Annotated in this window: 13 protein-coding genes; 11 read left to right on the forward strand and 2 right to left on the reverse strand. The window is 63.9% G+C overall.

Annotated elements, in window-relative coordinates; all coding sequences use genetic code 11:
* Window positions 1-18: 18 nt before the first annotated feature.
* The 7 genes from FHG66_RS07390 to uvrA all read left to right on the forward strand — a co-directional run bounded on the left by FHG66_RS07390 (window position 19) and on the right by uvrA (window position 11,177).
* On the forward strand, window positions 19-3,387 hold the full coding sequence (locus FHG66_RS07390) for a DUF3971 domain-containing protein (protein WP_139076108.1): 3,369 nt from the start codon (window positions 19-21) through the stop codon (window positions 3,385-3,387).
* A gap of 43 nt (window positions 3,388-3,430) precedes the next feature.
* Window positions 3,431-4,474 carry a tRNA preQ1(34) S-adenosylmethionine ribosyltransferase-isomerase QueA gene (queA, locus tag FHG66_RS07395; protein ID WP_139076109.1) on the forward strand — a complete coding sequence of 348 codons (1,044 nt, stop codon included), beginning with the start codon at window positions 3,431-3,433 and terminating at the stop codon, window positions 4,472-4,474.
* Window positions 4,475-4,551: 77 nt separating this feature from the next.
* On the forward strand, window positions 4,552-5,790 hold the full coding sequence (locus tag FHG66_RS07400) for an MFS transporter (protein WP_139076110.1): 1,239 nt from the start codon (window positions 4,552-4,554) through the stop codon (window positions 5,788-5,790).
* The gene (locus FHG66_RS07405; protein ID WP_139076111.1) at window positions 5,787-6,371 is read left to right on the forward strand and encodes a DUF924 family protein; all 585 of its coding nucleotides are present in this window, start codon (window positions 5,787-5,789) and stop codon (window positions 6,369-6,371) included. Before FHG66_RS07400 ends, FHG66_RS07405 begins: the two co-directional genes overlap by 4 nt.
* A gap of 72 nt (window positions 6,372-6,443) precedes the next feature.
* Window positions 6,444-7,835: a dihydrolipoyl dehydrogenase gene (lpdA, locus tag FHG66_RS07410; protein WP_139076112.1), complete on the forward strand. Its 1,392-nt coding sequence runs from the start codon at window positions 6,444-6,446 to the stop codon at window positions 7,833-7,835.
* Window positions 7,836-7,948: 113 nt separating this feature from the next.
* Complete coding sequence (locus tag FHG66_RS07415) at window positions 7,949-8,188, forward strand: hypothetical protein (RefSeq protein WP_139076113.1); 240 nt, start codon at window positions 7,949-7,951, stop codon at window positions 8,186-8,188.
* A gap of 121 nt (window positions 8,189-8,309) precedes the next feature.
* Window positions 8,310-11,177, forward strand: a complete 2,868-nt coding sequence (uvrA, locus tag FHG66_RS07420; RefSeq protein WP_139076114.1) for an excinuclease ABC subunit UvrA — start codon at window positions 8,310-8,312, stop codon at window positions 11,175-11,177.
* Between the two features lie 130 nt (window positions 11,178-11,307).
* Here uvrA and FHG66_RS07425 read toward each other — a convergent pair whose 3' ends face one another.
* The gene (locus FHG66_RS07425; protein WP_139076115.1) at window positions 11,308-12,807 is read right to left on the reverse strand and encodes a CoA-acylating methylmalonate-semialdehyde dehydrogenase; all 1,500 of its coding nucleotides are present in this window, start codon (window positions 12,805-12,807) and stop codon (window positions 11,308-11,310) included.
* A gap of 92 nt (window positions 12,808-12,899) precedes the next feature.
* Between FHG66_RS07425 and FHG66_RS07430 the strand changes: the two genes are divergently transcribed.
* From FHG66_RS07430 to coaD, 3 genes are read left to right on the forward strand one after another with little or no spacing between them, the layout of a single operon-like run.
* Window positions 12,900-13,817 (forward strand): LysR family transcriptional regulator, encoded by a 918-nt coding sequence (locus FHG66_RS07430; RefSeq protein WP_139076116.1) that lies wholly within the window; start codon window positions 12,900-12,902, stop codon window positions 13,815-13,817.
* 19 nt (window positions 13,818-13,836) lie between these two features.
* On the forward strand, window positions 13,837-14,271 hold the full coding sequence (locus FHG66_RS07435) for a CBS domain-containing protein (protein ID WP_139076117.1): 435 nt from the start codon (window positions 13,837-13,839) through the stop codon (window positions 14,269-14,271).
* Window positions 14,271-14,768: a pantetheine-phosphate adenylyltransferase gene (gene coaD, locus FHG66_RS07440; RefSeq protein ID WP_139076187.1), complete on the forward strand. Its 498-nt coding sequence runs from the start codon at window positions 14,271-14,273 to the stop codon at window positions 14,766-14,768. Before FHG66_RS07435 ends, coaD begins: the two co-directional genes overlap by 1 nt.
* A 681-nt stretch (window positions 14,769-15,449) precedes the next feature.
* Here coaD and FHG66_RS07445 read toward each other — a convergent pair.
* Window positions 15,450-15,608 carry a YjiS-like domain-containing protein gene (locus FHG66_RS07445; RefSeq protein ID WP_139076118.1) on the reverse strand — a complete coding sequence of 53 codons (159 nt, stop codon included), beginning with the start codon at window positions 15,606-15,608 and terminating at the stop codon, window positions 15,450-15,452.
* 207 nt (window positions 15,609-15,815) lie between these two features.
* Between FHG66_RS07445 and FHG66_RS07450 the strand changes: the two genes are divergently transcribed.
* Entirely contained in the window at window positions 15,816-16,781 is a 966-nt protein-coding gene (locus tag FHG66_RS07450) for a L,D-transpeptidase family protein (protein ID WP_139076119.1), read from the forward strand.
* The last annotated feature ends 19 nt before the right edge of the window (window positions 16,782-16,800 follow it).

Genomic DNA, 16,800 nt, shown 5'->3' on the forward strand with positions numbered 1-16,800 from the left:
GCGCGATGATGACAGTTGATGAGCACCCCGGTAGACCCGAGTCCGATGATCCAGAACGCGACCGGGCCCTTGGCTGCGGCCGAGCCGGCCTTGGCGGCCCTGGACCGTGACCAGAAAACGAAGCGGGAGCGCGAAGGGCCTCGGCTCAGAGGGCCATGGCGCGGTTCCCTGCGAATCGTCGTGGTCGTCGTGTTGCTGCTCATCCTGACCCTCTCGTTCCTCATAGTTGGGAAGGAGATCACGGCGCCGACATGGATCAGGGAACGTGTGGAGACCGCAGCCGCCGAGGCGATGGGTGGGGGTGCTTTGCGGTTCGGCGCGATCACCCTTGCCTTGCCGGGCGACCTCCATCCGCGAGTCCGGCTTCTCGATGTGACCATTTCGGACAAGGAAGGCAGGCTCCTGGTCCGCATTCCCGAAGCAACCATCCAAGTGTCACCGCGAGGGCTGCTCTTCTCCCGGAGCCTGCTCGTCCAGGAGATTGCCCTGACCGGCGCCCAGCTTACTCTCGCTCGTGCTGCCGATGGAAGCGTCGAGGTGGCCTTCGGGTCGGGCGGGCAGGGGCAAAGCGTGAGCCGCGTGGACGGGTTGGCGTCGCTGCCCGACCAGTTCGAGCGGCTGTTCGAGAGGCCAGCCTTGGCCGCCCTGCGGACCGTCCGCGTCAACAATCTCGTGGTGAACTACCAAGACGCTCGGGCGGGGCGGGTCTGGACGGTCGATGGCGGCACATTTTCCTTGGACCTCGTCGACGGGCGGACACATCTCCGGGGCGAGGTCTCCGTGCTCTCGGGGCGGTCGTACGTCACACGGGCCCGGCTTGACTATGAAAGCCCGCGGCTGAGCAAGGCAGCCCGGATCAGCCTGACCCTGACCGATGTGGCGGCCTCAGACGTGGCGAGCCAGAGCCCCGCCCTGACATGGCTTCGCGTCGTCGATGCACCGATCTCGATGGCGTTGCGCGTGCAGATCGACGAAACCGGGAGCTTGGGCCCCACCAACGTCGCGCTGAAAATCGCTGAGGGGCGACTGCGGCCTCATCCGAACGCCAGCGCGGTGGGCTTCGACCTTGCGCGGGCGTATCTGTCCTACGACCCCCTTACGCAGGCCGTGCGCTTCGACACTGTCGAGGTCAGAAGTGACTGGGGCAGCGTCCTAGCTGAGGGGCGTGCCTATCTGAAGGAGATCGAGGCCGGCCTGCCCCGCGCGCTCCTTGGGCAATTCACGTTCCGCGACATCGCGATCTCTCCTCCCGGCGTCTATGAGGAAGCCGCGCACCTGCCCGAGGCGACCGTGCAGTTCCGCCTGCGTCTGGACCCATTCAGCGTCGAGATCGCCGAGGCCAGTCTTGGTCTGCCGGGCGAGGGGCTGGCGCGGCTCGACGTGTCGGGGCAGGTCGCTGCCTCGCCGGACGGATGGCGCATCGCACTCGACGCGCGGCTGGCCGAACTGGCGCGAGAAGGCCTGCTTGCGCTCTGGCCCGAGCGGTTTCGTCCCGGATTGCGGGCTTGGATCGCGGAGAACGTGACCGACGGCGTCCTGCATGACGTCGCCGCCGCCCTAAGGATCGAGCCAGAGGTGGAGACTGAGGTGGCGGTCACGTCGAACTTCTCTGGCCTGGCGGTCCGTCCGCTCGGCACCCACCCGCCCATAGTGGCAGGCGAGGGGCGGATGGGCTGGGAAGACAACTCGTTCTCGGTTGCGCTCGACAGCGGCCACGTGGACGCGCCCGAAGGGGGGAGCGTGGATATGGCTGGCACCGCCTTCGTGATCGCGCCCGGTGATGGCGCCCGCTCGCCCGCTCGCGTGCATGTCGATGCCGCCGGCCCCATCACGGCCACGCTGTCGCTGCTCGACCAGCCCCCCTACCGCTTCCTCAGTTCCGCCGATCTGCCTGTGGACCTGGCGGACGGCACGGCACGGACCCGAGGAACCGTGGACCTGTTCTTGGGTCCCATGCGTCCGGACGAGCTTCGCTACGACATCGCCGCGACCCTCAGCGATGTCCGGTCCGATCTCCTGATCCCGGGACGAATGTTGACCGCCGAGAGCCTTGAGGCGACTGTGACGCCAGCAGGTCTGGAGATTGCTGGAGATATGCAGGTCGGAACGGCTCAGGTTCAGGGCCGATGGACACAAGGCTTTGGCCCCGACGAGAAGGGTCAGTCACGAGTTGAGGCCCGTGTGGAGATCAGCCCGCGCGTGCTCGATGAACTGGGGATCGTCCTGCCCGACGGCAGCGTGTCCGGTGATGGCGCTGGCGACCTGACGGTGGACCTTAGGGAAGGCCAGCCTCCGGCCTTTGCACTTCGATCCGACCTCGAGGGGCTTGCGCTGGCGCTGCCCCAGATGAGTTGGTCCAAGCCCGCCGCGCGAACAGGTAACCTCGTGGTTGAAGGGCGGCTCGGCACCCCTGCAAGGATCGATCGGCTGAGCTTGTCCGCGCCTGGACTGTCCGCCGAGGGCGACCTGAGGCTCACGGAGGCCGGGAGCTTCGATCGGCTGTCGCTGTCGAGGCTGACTGTCGCCGACTGGTTCGAAGCGCCAGTGACGCTGATTGCACAATTCGGCAGCGACACGCCGGCGGTCGAGGTGCGGGGCGGGCAGATCGATCTTGGGAGGGCCGCGTTCGGCAGCGGGGGCCAGGGAGACGGCGGCCCGATCTCGGTGACGCTGGACCGGTTACAGGTAACCGACAGCATTGCGTTGACGGGCTTCGCCGGAGAGTTCAGCACTGTATCTGGGCTGGAAGGTGTTTTCTCCGGGCAGGTCAACGGCGGCCCGACCGTCACTGGGCGGGTGGCCCCGCAAGGCGGCCGGGTTGCTGCGCGCATTCAGGGGTCCGACGCCGGGGCCGTCATGACCGCGGCCAACCTTTTCACGAAGGCGGAAGGGGGCGATCTCGACCTGCTGCTGCTGCCCGAGGGCCCGGCAAGCTACATGGGCGAGCTCTGGATCGAAGGTCTCAAGGTGCGTGATGCCCCAGTGCTGGCATCCTTGCTCAATGCCGCTTCGGGCATTGGCCTGCTCCAGCAGTTGGCGGGTCAGGGAATCGTCTTTGATGAGGTCGGCGCCAAGTTCCGCGTCGATCCGACGCTCGTCATCCTGGAGCAATCGAGCGCCAGGGGAGCGGGACTGGGCTTGTCCATGGACGGAGTCTTCGACACCGAGAACTACTTCATGGACTTCCGTGGGGTGGTGTCGCCCTTTTACCTCGTGAACGGCATCGGCTCGATCCTGTCCCGCCCCGGTGAGGGTCTGCTCGGCTTCAACTTCACGCTCCGGGGTGATCCCGACGATCCGACCGTGGGGGTGAATCCCTTGTCTGTCCTCGCGCCTGGCCGCTTGCGCGAACTCTTTCGTCGGCGGCCGTCCCTGCCAGAGCAGTGAGGGGCCGTTGAAGCACGCGCTTCATCGGGGTAGCGAAGCCGCCATGAAGCTCAGCGATTTCGATTTCGACCTTCCCGAGGAACTTATCGCCACCCGGCCGGCGCGGCCGCGATCCTCCGCGCGGCTGCTGGTGGCAGGGCCCGAGCGCATCGACGACATGCATGTCAGCGACCTGCCCCGGGTGCTGCGGCCTGGGGACCGGCTGGTTCTCAACGACACCAAGGTCATCCCGGCCCGACTGACAGGGACGCGCCGCCGTGGAAGTGCAGAGGCTCGGATCGAGGCCACGCTTCTGTCAGACCGTGGCGAGGGTCTTTGGTCGGCTCTCCTGAAGCCGCTGCGAAAGGTTCGGGAGGGCGAGAGCATCGACTTCGGAGAAGGTCTCTCCGCGACGCTCGAGAGCGTGGAGGCGGGGCAGGGCCTGCTGCGGTTCGCCCTGTCTCCGGACGCATTTGCCGAAGCGCTGGCGCGGGCCGGCCGCATGCCGCTGCCGCCTTACATCGAAGCGTTGCGTGCCGCCGACCATCACGACCGGGACGATTACCAGACCGTATGGGCCGCCCGATCGGGGGCCGTCGCCGCACCGACGGCGTCACTGCACTTCGACGAGCCCCTGCTGAAGGATCTGCGTGCATGTGGCGTGGCGTTCACGCATGTGACCCTCCATGTGGGCGCGGGAACATTCCTGCCGGTGAAGGTGGACGACATACGCGACCATCGGATGCATGCCGAATGGGGCGAGGTCACCGAGGCCGCCGCCCAGGAGATCGCCTCGACCAAGGACGAGGGCGGACGGGTAATCCCGGTCGGAACCACCGCCCTGCGTCTTCTAGAGTCGGCTGTGCAAGCCGGGACGATCGGACCATGGCAGGGTGAAACCGACATCTTCATCACGCCGGGGTTCAAGTTTCAGGTGGCGGACGGCCTCATGACGAACTTTCACTTGCCCAAGTCCACCTTGATGATGCTGGTCTCGGCACTTCTTGGGATCGAGCGCATCCGCAGCGTCTATGCCCACGCCATCGAACGGCAGTATCGGTTCTTCTCCTACGGGGATGCGTCGCTCCTTCTCCCGAAGGGGCGTTGATCGCCCGCGCTGGTCGCCTTCAGGCGAGAGTTGCTTCTGAGCCGTGCTAAGCGGCAAGCTCTTAAAAAGGAGCCGCCATGCTGCAAGTCCTCGCCAGTGCCTGGGCGCTCCTGCTCGGAATGTATCTTCTGATGATCGGCAACGGTCTTCAGGGCACGCTTCTCGGCCTGAGGGGCGAACTCGAGTCGTTCACGACCCTTGAGATCTCCGTCGTCATGTCGGCCTACTTCGTGGGCTTTCTATTCGCATCTAGGATGGCCCCGATCCTGATCCGCCGCGTGGGTCATGTGCGGGTCTTCTCGGCGCTGGGATCACTCATCTCGGCCATCCTGATCCTATATCCAGTCCTGCCCGAACCCTGGGTATGGGCGCTCGCGCGGGTGGCCATAGGCTTCTGCTATTGCGGGGTCTACATCACCGCCGAATCCTGGCTGAACGACGCGGCTAGCAACGCGAACCGCGGAAAGGCGCTGTCGCTCTACATGGTCGTGCAGATGGGCGGGATCGTCACCGCGCAGTGGCTGATCTCGCTCAATGATGTGGCGGGCTACGCGATCTTCATCATCCCGTCGATCCTGGTGTCCCTGAGCTTTGCGCCAGCGCTCTTGTCGGCTACCCAGACCACGCCCGAGTTCGGCGCGATCAAGCCGCTGCCGATCCGACGGCTGATCGAGGTTTCGCCGCTGGCCTGCGCGGGGATGTTCCTCCTGGGAAGCGTCTTCGCGGCCCAGTTCGGGATGTCGGCCGTCTTCGGCACGCGGGCGGGCCTCAGTGAATCAGAGATCACATGGATGGTGTCGCTGACCTACCTCGCAGCTCTCCTGTCTCAGTACCCGATCGGCTGGCTGTCGGACCACATGGACCGCAGGGTGCTGATCATGGTCTTGTCGGCCCTGGGAGGAGGCGTCGCGCTGCTTGCCTTTGTCCTGCCCGGACCGCTGTGGCTCACACTGGTGGCCGCAGCGGTCGTGGGAGGAACCTCAAACCCGCTTTATGCGCTTCTCATCGCCTACGCCAATGACTTCCTGGAGCGCGAGGACATGGCTGCCGCCTCTGCCGGCCTTTTGTTCATCAACGGCCTCGGCGCCATTGCGGGGCCGCTGGTCGTGGGTTGGATGATGGATGCGATGGGCGCCCAGGGCTTCTGGGCCATCATCGCGGGAGTGATGATTGCCTTGGCGGTTTATGCGTGGTGGCGGATGCGGGCCGCGCCGCAGAAGCCCATCATCGGCGAGCGGACGACCTATGCTCCCATTCCTGCCGCGGCCAGTTCTGTCGCCGCCAGCGAGATGCCAACTGAAAGGAAAGTCGCATGAGCCTCCCCGGCGCCAAGGACGTCCTCGACTTCTGGGTCGGTCAGGTCGGAGAGAAGAACTGGTACGTGGCCAGCGATGAACTGGACCAGTCGGTGCGCGACCGATTCCTACCGCTATGGGAGGCGGCCATGGAAGGGCGACTCGGGCTCTGGCTCGTGAATCCGCAGGAGGCGCTGGCCTATGTCATTATCGTCGATCAGTTCCCGCGAAACATGTTCCGGGGCGATGCACGCGCCTTCGCCTCGGACCCGCTCGCGCGCGCAGCGACCAAGACTGCCATCGCTCGGGAGTGGGATCTGAAGGTGCCGACACCCGAACGGCAGTTCTTCTATCTGCCGCTGGAGCATTCCGAGAATCTGGTCGATCAGGACCGTGCCGTGCGCCTGTTCAAGGCGCGCATGCCCGACGACGGGGAAGCGCTTCTCCATGCCCGTGCCCATCGCGAGCAGATTCGCCGCTTCGGCCGCTTCCCGACCCGCAACGGCGTGCTTCGGCGCGCCAGCACGCCCGACGAGCAGGCGTTCCTGGCGGAAGGTGGCTATCCAGCCTTGGTAAATCGCATGAGGGCGGTGACAGCGTGAGCCGGCTCTGACTGGCAGCCGGGCGAGCCTTGCACTAACATCCCCTGACTTCGGCCAAGGGAGAGTGACATCATGGCGACCCGGACCTTCGACGTGATCGTGATCGGGGCAGGCCCCGGCGGCTATGTGGCCGCGATCCGGGCCGCCCAACTCGGCAAGAAGGTCGTGATCGTCGAGCGCGAGCATCTGGGTGGCATCTGCCTGAACTGGGGCTGCATTCCCACGAAGGCGCTGCTGCGCTCGGCCGAGGTGTTCCATCTCATGCACCGGGCCAAGGAGTTCGGTCTGACGGTGGAAAAGGCCGGCTTCGATTTTGAGGCCGTCGTGAAGCGATCGCGTGGAGTCGCCAAGCAGCTGTCGGGCGGCATCGGCCACCTGATGAAGAAGAACAAGGTCGAGGTGGTCATGGGCTCCGCCAAGCTGGCCGGGCAGGGCCGGGTGACGGTCACGACCGACAAGGGGACCGACGATCTGCAGGCCCCGGCCATCATCCTGGCCACCGGCGCTCGAGCTCGGTCGCTGCCAGGGATGGAGCCCGACGGCGACCTGATCTGGAACTACAAGCACGCACTGCAACCACCGCGGATGCCCAGAGACCTGCTGGTCATCGGATCCGGCGCAATCGGCATCGAGTTTGCAAGCTTCTTCAATACGCTCGGGGCCAAGACCACCGTCGTCGAAGTGGCCGAGCGCATCCTGCCTATCGAGGACGCCGAAGTGTCCGCCTTTGCCAAGAAGCAGTTCCAGAAGCAGGGCATGATTATCGTCGAAGGGGCCAAGGTCACTCTCCAAAAAGGTCAGGGCACGGTGACGGCCCGGATCGAGGCCGGCGGGAAGACCGAGGAAAAGGTGTTCGACACCGTGATCTCCGCCGTAGGGATCGTCGGCAACGTGGAGAACCTCGGGCTCGAGGAAATCGGCGTGAAGGTGGAGCGGACCCATGTCGTCACCGACGAGTTCTGCCGGACCGGGGTCGAGGGGCTGTTTGCGATCGGCGACGTCGCCGGAGCCCCATGGCTCGCGCACAAGGCTTCGCATGAGGGGGTGATGGTGGCCGAAATGATCGCCGGTCAGCACGTCCATCCCATCAAGCCGGGCGCGATCGCCGGCTGCACCTACTGCCATCCCCAGGTCGCCAGCGTCGGCTACACTGAGGCGAGGGCCAAGGAGGTGGGGCATGAAGTCCGTGTCGGTCGCTTCCCGTTCATCGGCAACGGCAAGGCCATCGCGCTGGGCGAGCCCGAAGGCTTTATCAAGACCGTCTTCGATGCCAAGACCGGCGAGCTTCTGGGTGCGCATATGGTAGGGGCCGAGGTGACCGAGCTCATCCAGGGCTACATCGTCGGACGCTCGCTCGAGACCACAGAGGCAGAGCTGATGGAGACGGTGTTCCCCCATCCGACTTTGTCCGAAATGATGCACGAAGCGGTTCTTGACGCATATGGCCGGGCGCTACACTTCTAGACTTGCAGAACGTAACGAGAACATTAATCTCCTCGTGGTAGAACATGAGGGGCAGGGGGCGAGTCGGGCTTGAAATGAGCGGGACACCGGTCAATCTTCCGAGGAGGGACGTCGTGTCTTCGGCGTCCGGTGGCGGAGGGTCCGACGTGGAGGCTCGCCTGACGGCGCTCGAAAAGTCGATGGAGAGGATCACCGCTAAGGTGGACTCGATGTCGGAACGACTGTCCCGGATGGAAGGCGAGATCACTCGCCTTCCCGGCTACCCGGGTCTGATCGTCGTGCTGGGGGCTTTCGTGGCTCTCATCAGCAGTATCGTGGGTGTGGGCACCTTCCTGATCAACACCGTCCCCTGACAAAAGCGGTCGGCCCTGCACGTGGCAGAGTGCCGCTATCTGTTCATCGAATGTTCACGTTTTACGGTTGGCCCTGACCAGCGTTTCCGCTATGTAACCTCGTCCCCCAGGAGGCGCAGGCATGGCCGAGCAGAAGTTCATCGAGGTGCGGGGCGCCCGCGAGCACAATCTCAAGAACATCGACGTCAGTATCCCTCGTGACGAACTGGTGGTGATCACCGGGCTTTCGGGGTCGGGCAAGTCATCGCTCGCCTTCGACACGATCTATGCCGAGGGGCAGCGCCGCTACGTCGAGTCGCTGTCGGCCTACGCGCGCCAGTTCCTCGACATGATGGAAAAGCCGGATGTGGATCACATCTCCGGCCTCTCTCCGGCCATCTCGATCGAGCAGAAGACCACGTCGAAGAACCCTCGTTCCACCGTCGGCACGGTGACCGAGATCTACGACTACATGCGGCTGCTGTTCGCCCGCGCAGGCACCCCCTACAGCCCGGCCACGGGCCTGCCCATCGAAGCGCAGCAGGTCCAGGACATGGTGGACCGTGTCATGGCCATGCCCGAAGGGACGAGGGGCTTTCTGCTTGCGCCGTTCGTGCGCGACCGGAAGGGAGAGTATCGCAAGGAGATGCTCGATCTCCGGAAGCAGGGCTTCCAGCGGGTCAAGGTGGACGGCACCTTCTACGAGATCGACGACGTGCCCGTGCTCGATAAGAAGCTACGCCACGACATCGACGTGGTCGTGGATCGAATCGTCGTGCGCGAGGGGCTTGAGACGCGTCTCGCCGACTCCTTCCGTACCGCGCTCGATCTGGCCGACGGCATCGCGATTTTGGAGACCGCTCCCCGCCAGGAGGACGGCGAGCCCGAACGGATCACCTTCTCCGAAAAGTTCGCCTGCCCGGTGTCCGGCTTCACCATTCCGGAGATCGAGCCGCGGCTGTTCTCGTTCAATGCGCCCTATGGCGCCTGCCCTGTCTGCGACGGCCTCGGGTCGGAGCTTTTCTTCGATGAGCGGCTGGTCGTCCCGGACGTCACGCGCAAGCTCAGCCAGGGGGCCATCGCGCCCTGGGCCAAGTCGAAGTCGCCCTATTCGACCCAGACCATCGAAGCGTTGTCCAAGCACTACGAGTTCGACAAGAACACTCGTTGGAAGGATCTTCCGGAACGGGCCCAGCACGTGATCCTGCGTGGATCCGACTCCGAAGAGATCGTCTTTCGCTATGACGAGGGTGGCCGGGTCTACCAGGTCCGTCGGCCCTTTGAAGGCGTGATCCCCAACATGGAGCGGCGCTACAAGGAAACCGACTCGGCCTGGGTGCGCGAGGAGTTCGAGCAGTACCAGAACGACCGTCCCTGTCACGCCTGCGGAGGGTACCGGCTCAAGCCCGAGGCGCTTGCGGTCAAGATCGGCGGGCTGCATGTGGGCCAGGTTGTCCGCATGTCGATCCGGCAGGCGTTCGACTGGGTGCAGACGGTGCCGGGCAGCCTGTCGAACCAGAAGAACGAGATTGCTCGCGCCATCCTGAAAGAGATCCGCGAGCGGCTGGGGTTCCTGAACAATGTCGGGCTTGAGTACCTTACGCTGTCGCGCAACGCCGGCACGCTGTCGGGCGGCGAGTCCCAACGCATCAGGCTTGCCAGCCAGATCGGCTCCGGGCTGACGGGCGTGCTTTACGTTCTCGATGAGCCTTCGATCGGCCTGCACCAGCGCGACAACGACCGTCTACTGGCCACGCTTCGGTCGCTGCGGGACCAGGGCAACACCGTTATCGTCGTGGAGCATGATGAAGATGCGATCCGCACGGCGGATTACGTTTTCGATATCGGTCCCGGCGCAGGGGTTCATGGCGGGCAGGTCGTTGCCCATGGCACCCCGCAGGAGATCGAGGCCAATCCCGGCTCTATTACCGGTCAGTATCTGTCGGGCCGCCGTTCTATCCCTCTGCGCTCGGACCAGCGGCGGCCAGGCAACGGCAAGACGCTGACGGTTGTCAACGCAACGGGCAACAACCTCAAGAACGTGACGGCCGAGTTCCCCTTGGGGAAGTTCGTCTGCGTGACCGGTGTGTCGGGCGGGGGCAAGTCCACCCTGACGATCGAGACGCTGTACAAGAACGCCGCCATGAAGCTGAACGGCGCGCGCGAGACGCCGAGCCCCTGCGACACGATCACGGGGTTCGAGCATCTCGACAAGGTCATCGACATCGACCAGCGCCCCATCGGGCGCACGCCAAGGTCGAACCCGGCGACCTATGTGGGGGCCTTCACGCCCATTCGCGACTGGTTCGCGGGCCTGCCGGAGTCGCTCGCCCGCGGGTACAAGTCGGGTCGGTTCAGCTTCAACGTCAAGGGCGGGCGCTGCGAAGCCTGCCAGGGTGACGGCGTCATCAAGATCGAGATGCACTTCCTGCCCGACGTGTACGTCACCTGCGAGACCTGCAAGGGGAAGCGCTACAACCGCGAAACACTGGAAGTGCTGCACAAGGGCAAGAGCATCGCCGACGTTCTGGATATGACCGTCGAGGACGCTCAGGACTTTTTCAGGGCTGTCCCGTCCATCCGCGAGAAGATGGACGCCTTGGTCCGCGTGGGCCTGGGCTATGTCAAGGTCGGCCAGCAGGCGACGACCCTCTCCGGAGGAGAGGCCCAGAGGGTGAAGCTGTCCAAGGAGCTGTCGCGGCGGAGCACGGGGCGCACGCTCTATATCCTGGACGAGCCGACGACCGGGCTGCATTTCGAGGACGTTCGCAAGCTCCTCGAGGTGCTGCACGAACTGGTTGACCAAGGCAACACGGTGGTGGTGATCGAGCACAACCTTGATGTGGTGAAGACCGCCGACTGGGTGATCGATATCGGCCCAGAGGGCGGCGATGGCGGCGGGCGGATCGTGGCGACAGGGACACCTGAACAGATTGCCGTGGATCCGGAGAGCCACACTGGCCATTACCTCAAGCCGCTGCTGGAAGCACGCCGGGTCGCGGCGGAGTAGGGCAGCGGCAAGGGCCAGCGCCTGTCTGGATTACGGACTGCGTAACTCGTCGCCCTCCGCTAATCGGATCCCGGTCGAGGGCCGGTCTTGCAACCGCGCCCTCTTCGTTCTGGCAATGCTGGCCTTCGGACTATTCCATCATCTTAAAGTTGAAGGCCGACCCTTCCTTGATGCCCGATGGCCAGCGCGACGTGACCGTCTTGGTACGCGTGTAGAACCTGATCGAGTCCGGGCCATGCTGGTTCAGATCCCCAAAGGCCGATTTCTTCCAGCCACCGAAGGTGTGGTAGGCGAGGGGCACCGGGATCGGGACGTTGATGCCGATCATGCCGACATTGACTCGGGCGGCAAAGTCGCGCGCTGCATCTCCGTCACGGGTATAGATCGCGGTCCCATTGCCGTACTCGTGCGACATGGCCAGTCCTAGCGCCTCCTCGTAAGAGGCCGCGCGCACCGTGGACAGCACCGGTCCGAAGATCTCTTTCCGGTAGATATCCATCTCGGGCGTGACGCGGTCGAACAGGTGAGGGCCCACGAAGAACCCGTTTTCGTAGCCCTGGAGCGAGAAGTTGCGGCCGTCGACGACCAACTCTGCGCCTTGCTCCACCCCGGACTCCACGAGCTTGAGGATGTTAGCCTTGGCGGCGGCGGTCACCACCGGGCCATAGTCGACGTCCTTGCCGGAGGTGTAGGGACCGACCTTCAGCTTCTCGATACGCGGCACGAGCTTTTCGATCAGGCGGTCGGCCGTTTCCTCGCCCACCGGAACGGCGACCGAGATGGCCATGCAGCGTTCGCCCGCCGCGCCGTATCCGGCGCCGACCAAGGCATCGGCCGCCTGGTCCAGGTCGGCGTCAGGCATGATGATCATGTGGTTCTTGGCGCCGCCGAACGCCTGAACCCGCTTGCCGTTCGACGCCCCGCGTCCGTAGATATACTGGGCGATCGGAGTTGAGCCGACGAAGCCCACCGCCTGGATAGTCGGGTGGTCAAGGATGGCGTCCACTGCGGCCTTGTCTCCGTTCACCACCTGGAGAATGCCCTTGGGCAGACCGGCTTCCTCCATCAGCTCCGCCAGCATCATGGGCACTGAGGGCGCTCTCTCGGACGGCTTCAAGATGAAGGCGTTGCCGCAGACGATGGCGGGCGCGAACATCCACATCGGGATCATGGCCGGAAAGTTGAACGGGGTGATTCCTGCCGTCACGCCCAGCGCTTGCCGCATGGAGTACATATCGATGCCGGGACCCGCGCCGTCGGTGAACTCGCCCTTGAGAAGATGCGGCGCGCCGATGCAGAACTCGACGACCTCGAGGCCCCGTTGAATGTCGCCGGCCGCGTCGGGGAGGGTCTTCCCATGCTCACGGGACAAAGCCTCCGACAGCTTGTCCATGTCCCTGTTCAGGAGGGCGACCATCTTCATGAACACACGCGCCCGGCGCTGCGGATTGACCGCTGCCCAACTCGGCTGGGCTGCAGCGGCGACCTGAACGGCCCGGTCCATCTCCTCGACGGAGGCGAGCGGCACGCGGGCCTGAACTTCGCCAGTGGCGGGATTGAAGACCTCGGCGAAGCGGCCAGAGGTTCCCTTCACGCGTTCGCCGTCGATGTAGTGGGTCAGTTCTTGCATCGTGTCCTCCCGGAGGTGTTGACACGCTTCTAGGCTTGCAGATTTCTGTCGGAAAGACCGTTAATCTCAAAACCGTCATGCAGGAATGCAGGATGCTCGATTGGGACGACATGCGCGTCTTTCTTGGCGTGGCTCGGGCCCGAAGCCTGTCCGGCGCGGCGTCCGGCCTTCGGATGGACCCGGCCACCGTGGGCCGTCGCATAGCCCGCCTTGAGGAAAGACTTGGAGCGGCGCTGTTCCTGAAGAGCCCGCAGGGATACGCACTGACGGACTTGGGCGCTCGGCTCCTTGGACGGGCTGAGGAAACCGAGGAAGCCGTGCGCCTTGCCCTGGAGGAGGTGCGTGGGGCGTCACAGGGCTTGGTGGGACAGGTTCGGATTGGGGCGCCTGATGGTTGTGCCAATTATCTTCTGCCGCAGGTCGCCGCCCGCATACAGGCCGACAACCCAGGGCTCGAAATCCAAATCCTTGCGCTGCCCCGGGTCGTGAACCTGTCCCGGCGTGAAGCGGATATGGCCATTACGGTCAGCCCACCTGATGCGGGCCGCCTGATGATTCAGAAGATCACGGACTATCGGCTGCATCTGGCGCAGCGTCGAGACGCTCCTGCGATCGCCACGCTGTCCGAGCTGAGGGGACGTCCCGTGGTGGGCTACATTCCCGACATGATCTTCGATCGTGCGCTCGACTACTTGGGTGACCTGGATCTTGGGATGGTGCAACTCGCGTCGAACTCGGTCCCTGTTCAACTCCAGTTGCTCCGTCAAGGCGGTGTAGGGATAGTCCACGATTTCGCGTTGCCGTTCGCGCCCGAGCTGGCCCGAATCCTCACCGGTCAGGTCAGCTTCGTTCGCGCTTTCTATCTGGTTCGTCACGACGCCGACCGCCGGTCCGAGCGCATGACTCGTCTGGCCGACGCGATCGTCCAGGGCGTCCGTGACGAAGTTGCTCGCCTTGAGGGTCTTGCGCGCTTGACAGAGGAGCAGGGTGGCACAACCCTTGGGTCATAGCGCAGTCAGGGAGACCGCCATGCTCGTGAGACAGATCCTCAAGTCTAAGGGGAACGACAGCGTTCTTACGATCCGCTCCGATGCCACGGTGGCCGACGCCGCCCGCATCCTCTCCGAGCGGCGGATCGGCTGTCTCGTGGTCAGCGAAGATGGGACCCGGCCTTCGGGCGTCATCTCCGAGCGTGACATCGTCCGGGAGATGGGCGTTCGGGGGGTAGAGTGCTTTGAGGAGACGGTTTCGCAGCTGATGACCGAGGATGTCGTCACGTGCAACTGCGACGATCAGGCCGACGATGTCCTGATCCGCATGACGGAAGGCCGCTTCCGCCACCTGCCTGTCATGGACGGCGGCACCATGATCGGCCTGATTTCCATCGGGGATGTTGTCAAGGCTCGCCTTTCGGAGCTGTCCATGGAAAAGGATGCTCTTGAAGGGATGATCACGGGGCGTTGATGCGGATCGGCTTATATCCGGGGACGTTCGATCCGGTCACACTCGGCCATCTCGACATCATTCGCCGGGCCTGCACCCTTGTCGATCGCCTAGTCATCGGCGTGGCCATCAACCGCGACAAAGGGCCTCTTTTCTCGCTGGAGGAAAGGGTGGCCCTGATCGGGGGAGAGATCACAGCCATCGAACAGTCGAGCGGGACGCACATCGTCGTGCATCCGTTCGAAAACCTCCTGATCGACTGCGCCCGTGACGTGGGCGCCTCGGTAATCATTCGAGGGCTCCGAGCCGTCGCCGATTTTGAGTACGAGTTTCAGATGGTCGGGATGAATCGGACTCTCGACGACTCGATAGAAACGGTCTTCCTGATGGCGGAGGCGCGGCACCAAGCCATTGCTTCCAAGCTCGTCAAGGAGATCGCTCGTCTGGGCGGAGACACCTCGCGCTTCGTGACTCCGGCCGTGAATACCGCCCTGCGGCAACGGTTTCCCGGAAAATGAAAGGACATGTCCGCAAGCCGTGTTGGTCTGCTTGGCCTGCCTCGTTGGTCTTGCTCACAGCGGAGCGTTGAGGCCCTATCCGCCTTGATCCGTCTTTGCCTCTTGGACCTCTTGGACGTCGTTCGGGAGCATGGAGGGGCAATGGCGAAACAGCACGAACGCTAGAGGATCGCCAGCGCGGTAGATACCCCTTCGAACATCAGCAAAAACTACAACATCCATCGGGTGGCCGCAGGTTGTCCTAACTGAGCAGCGGAAGGCCGATCGAAGTTGAGTCCAGGAAATGCCGGCCTGCCGGCAGTTGACAGCATCGGCTGGCATGGCCCGTGCGGTCCTCGCAAGCATATGATGCAGATGCTCTGCGACCCAATCTTCGCTGGGCGGCCAGGCGAGGGCCACTCCCACGGCAAGCAGGGTTGCAACGACGGAGAGGAGTGCCATGCGTTTCATAGGTTGTCCGGAGAGGAGCGGAGCGTCGGTTACCGAGCCGTCTCTACCACAACATAGCTTCGCAAGTTGTCAGCTTGGCAGTGAACCATGCCCGACCAAGAAATCGTCACTTCGGAAGGTTTGCTAAGGTTGCAAAACTCAGAACCCTCAATCTGTCTCACATGACCCGCAGACACCTCCAAACGAAAAGGCCGCCCAAAGGCGGCCTTGGTAGGCAGTATCCCGGTCCGGTCAGCCGTAAACGGCTAAATGCGCCAAGCGCTCGGCGTCGCCGGGATGGATGTTGAGGTCGTCAGCCAGGTGGGCCGGAATTCCGCGAAGTTCGTTCAGCGTACGGCGATAAGCGGCGCGCTTCTCCATCGCGGAGCGGAGATGCGTAATCAAAGACATGGTTATCCTCGGGTGCGGCAGGCCGCCCATCGGCCCGCTGACTGAGATATGGGCGACGCTGCGCTGCGGCACCAGCGACGGATCAGGCTATCCGGCATGCAGTGAATGCATAACATTTGTGCGCTGCTGTCATCGCAAGGTCACAGACGACGAACAAAGCAGGCGTTCGGCGCGTTGGAGGACGTCATGCATGCGTCGGAGAACTGAATGAGCCGCTTTCGATCAGCACTTCCTGTCATTCTGGTCGTCTCTGCCGGCCCTGCTGGGGCTCAACTGGTCGTGACGCCCGAGGCGATCGAGGCGGCGAATTACATTGCAGGCGATCTGCCCGACGATCCGTCGCCTCTCACGGCCAAGCTGCAGATCCTTCTTGATCGGGCCGGCATCTCACCCGGAGTCATCGACGGTCGAAAAGGTGGGATGTCCGAAAGCGCGATTCGGGCCTTTGAAGCCCGGCAAGGGCTTCCAGTGGACGGGGTGATTGACGCGGTCGTGTGGGATGCGCTTGGGGGTCCTTACTCACCCTCGGTCCTGCAACTCCACACGATCACTCCGGAGGATATGGCCAACATTGTCTCGTCGTTGCCAGAGGATTACGCGCAGTTGGCCGCCATGGACTGGCTGGGCTACCGGCGGACCAGCGAGATGCTGGCCGAGCGCTTTCACATGGATGAGGACTTTCTCTTGTCCATGAACCCGTCGGCTCGCTTTGTTGCGGGTGAGACCATCGTGGCCGCTGATCCGGGCGCTTTCACCGGAGGCAGCGTAGCAAGGGTGGAGGTTCGGAAGGGCGAAAGTCGGCTGGCCGCGTTTGACGACTTTGGGCAGATGCTGGCGAACTACCCTGTCACCATCGGATCATCCTTCACGCCCTCGCCTGAGGGACTCGTTGAGGTAACGGCGATCGCGCATCTGCCGACCTACCACTACGATCCTGAGAACTTCGTCCAAGGGGAGAACACTGATCCCCTGGTTCTTCCGCCAGGGCCGAACGGTCCTGTGGGATCGGTCTGGATCGACCTGTCCAAACCCACCTATGGCCTCCATGGCACCCCAGAGCCTTCGGTCCTGTTTCAAAGGGCCAGTCATGGTTGTGTCCGGCTCACCAACTGGGACGCCGAGGAACTCGCCAGTTTGGTGCGGGAAGGCACGGTGGTGGAGTTTGTCGAATGAGGGTTCTCGGATCGCTCCT

The organism is Rubellimicrobium rubrum, assembly GCF_006152115.1.
Lineage (GTDB): Bacteria > Pseudomonadota > Alphaproteobacteria > Rhodobacterales > Rhodobacteraceae > Rubellimicrobium > Rubellimicrobium rubrum.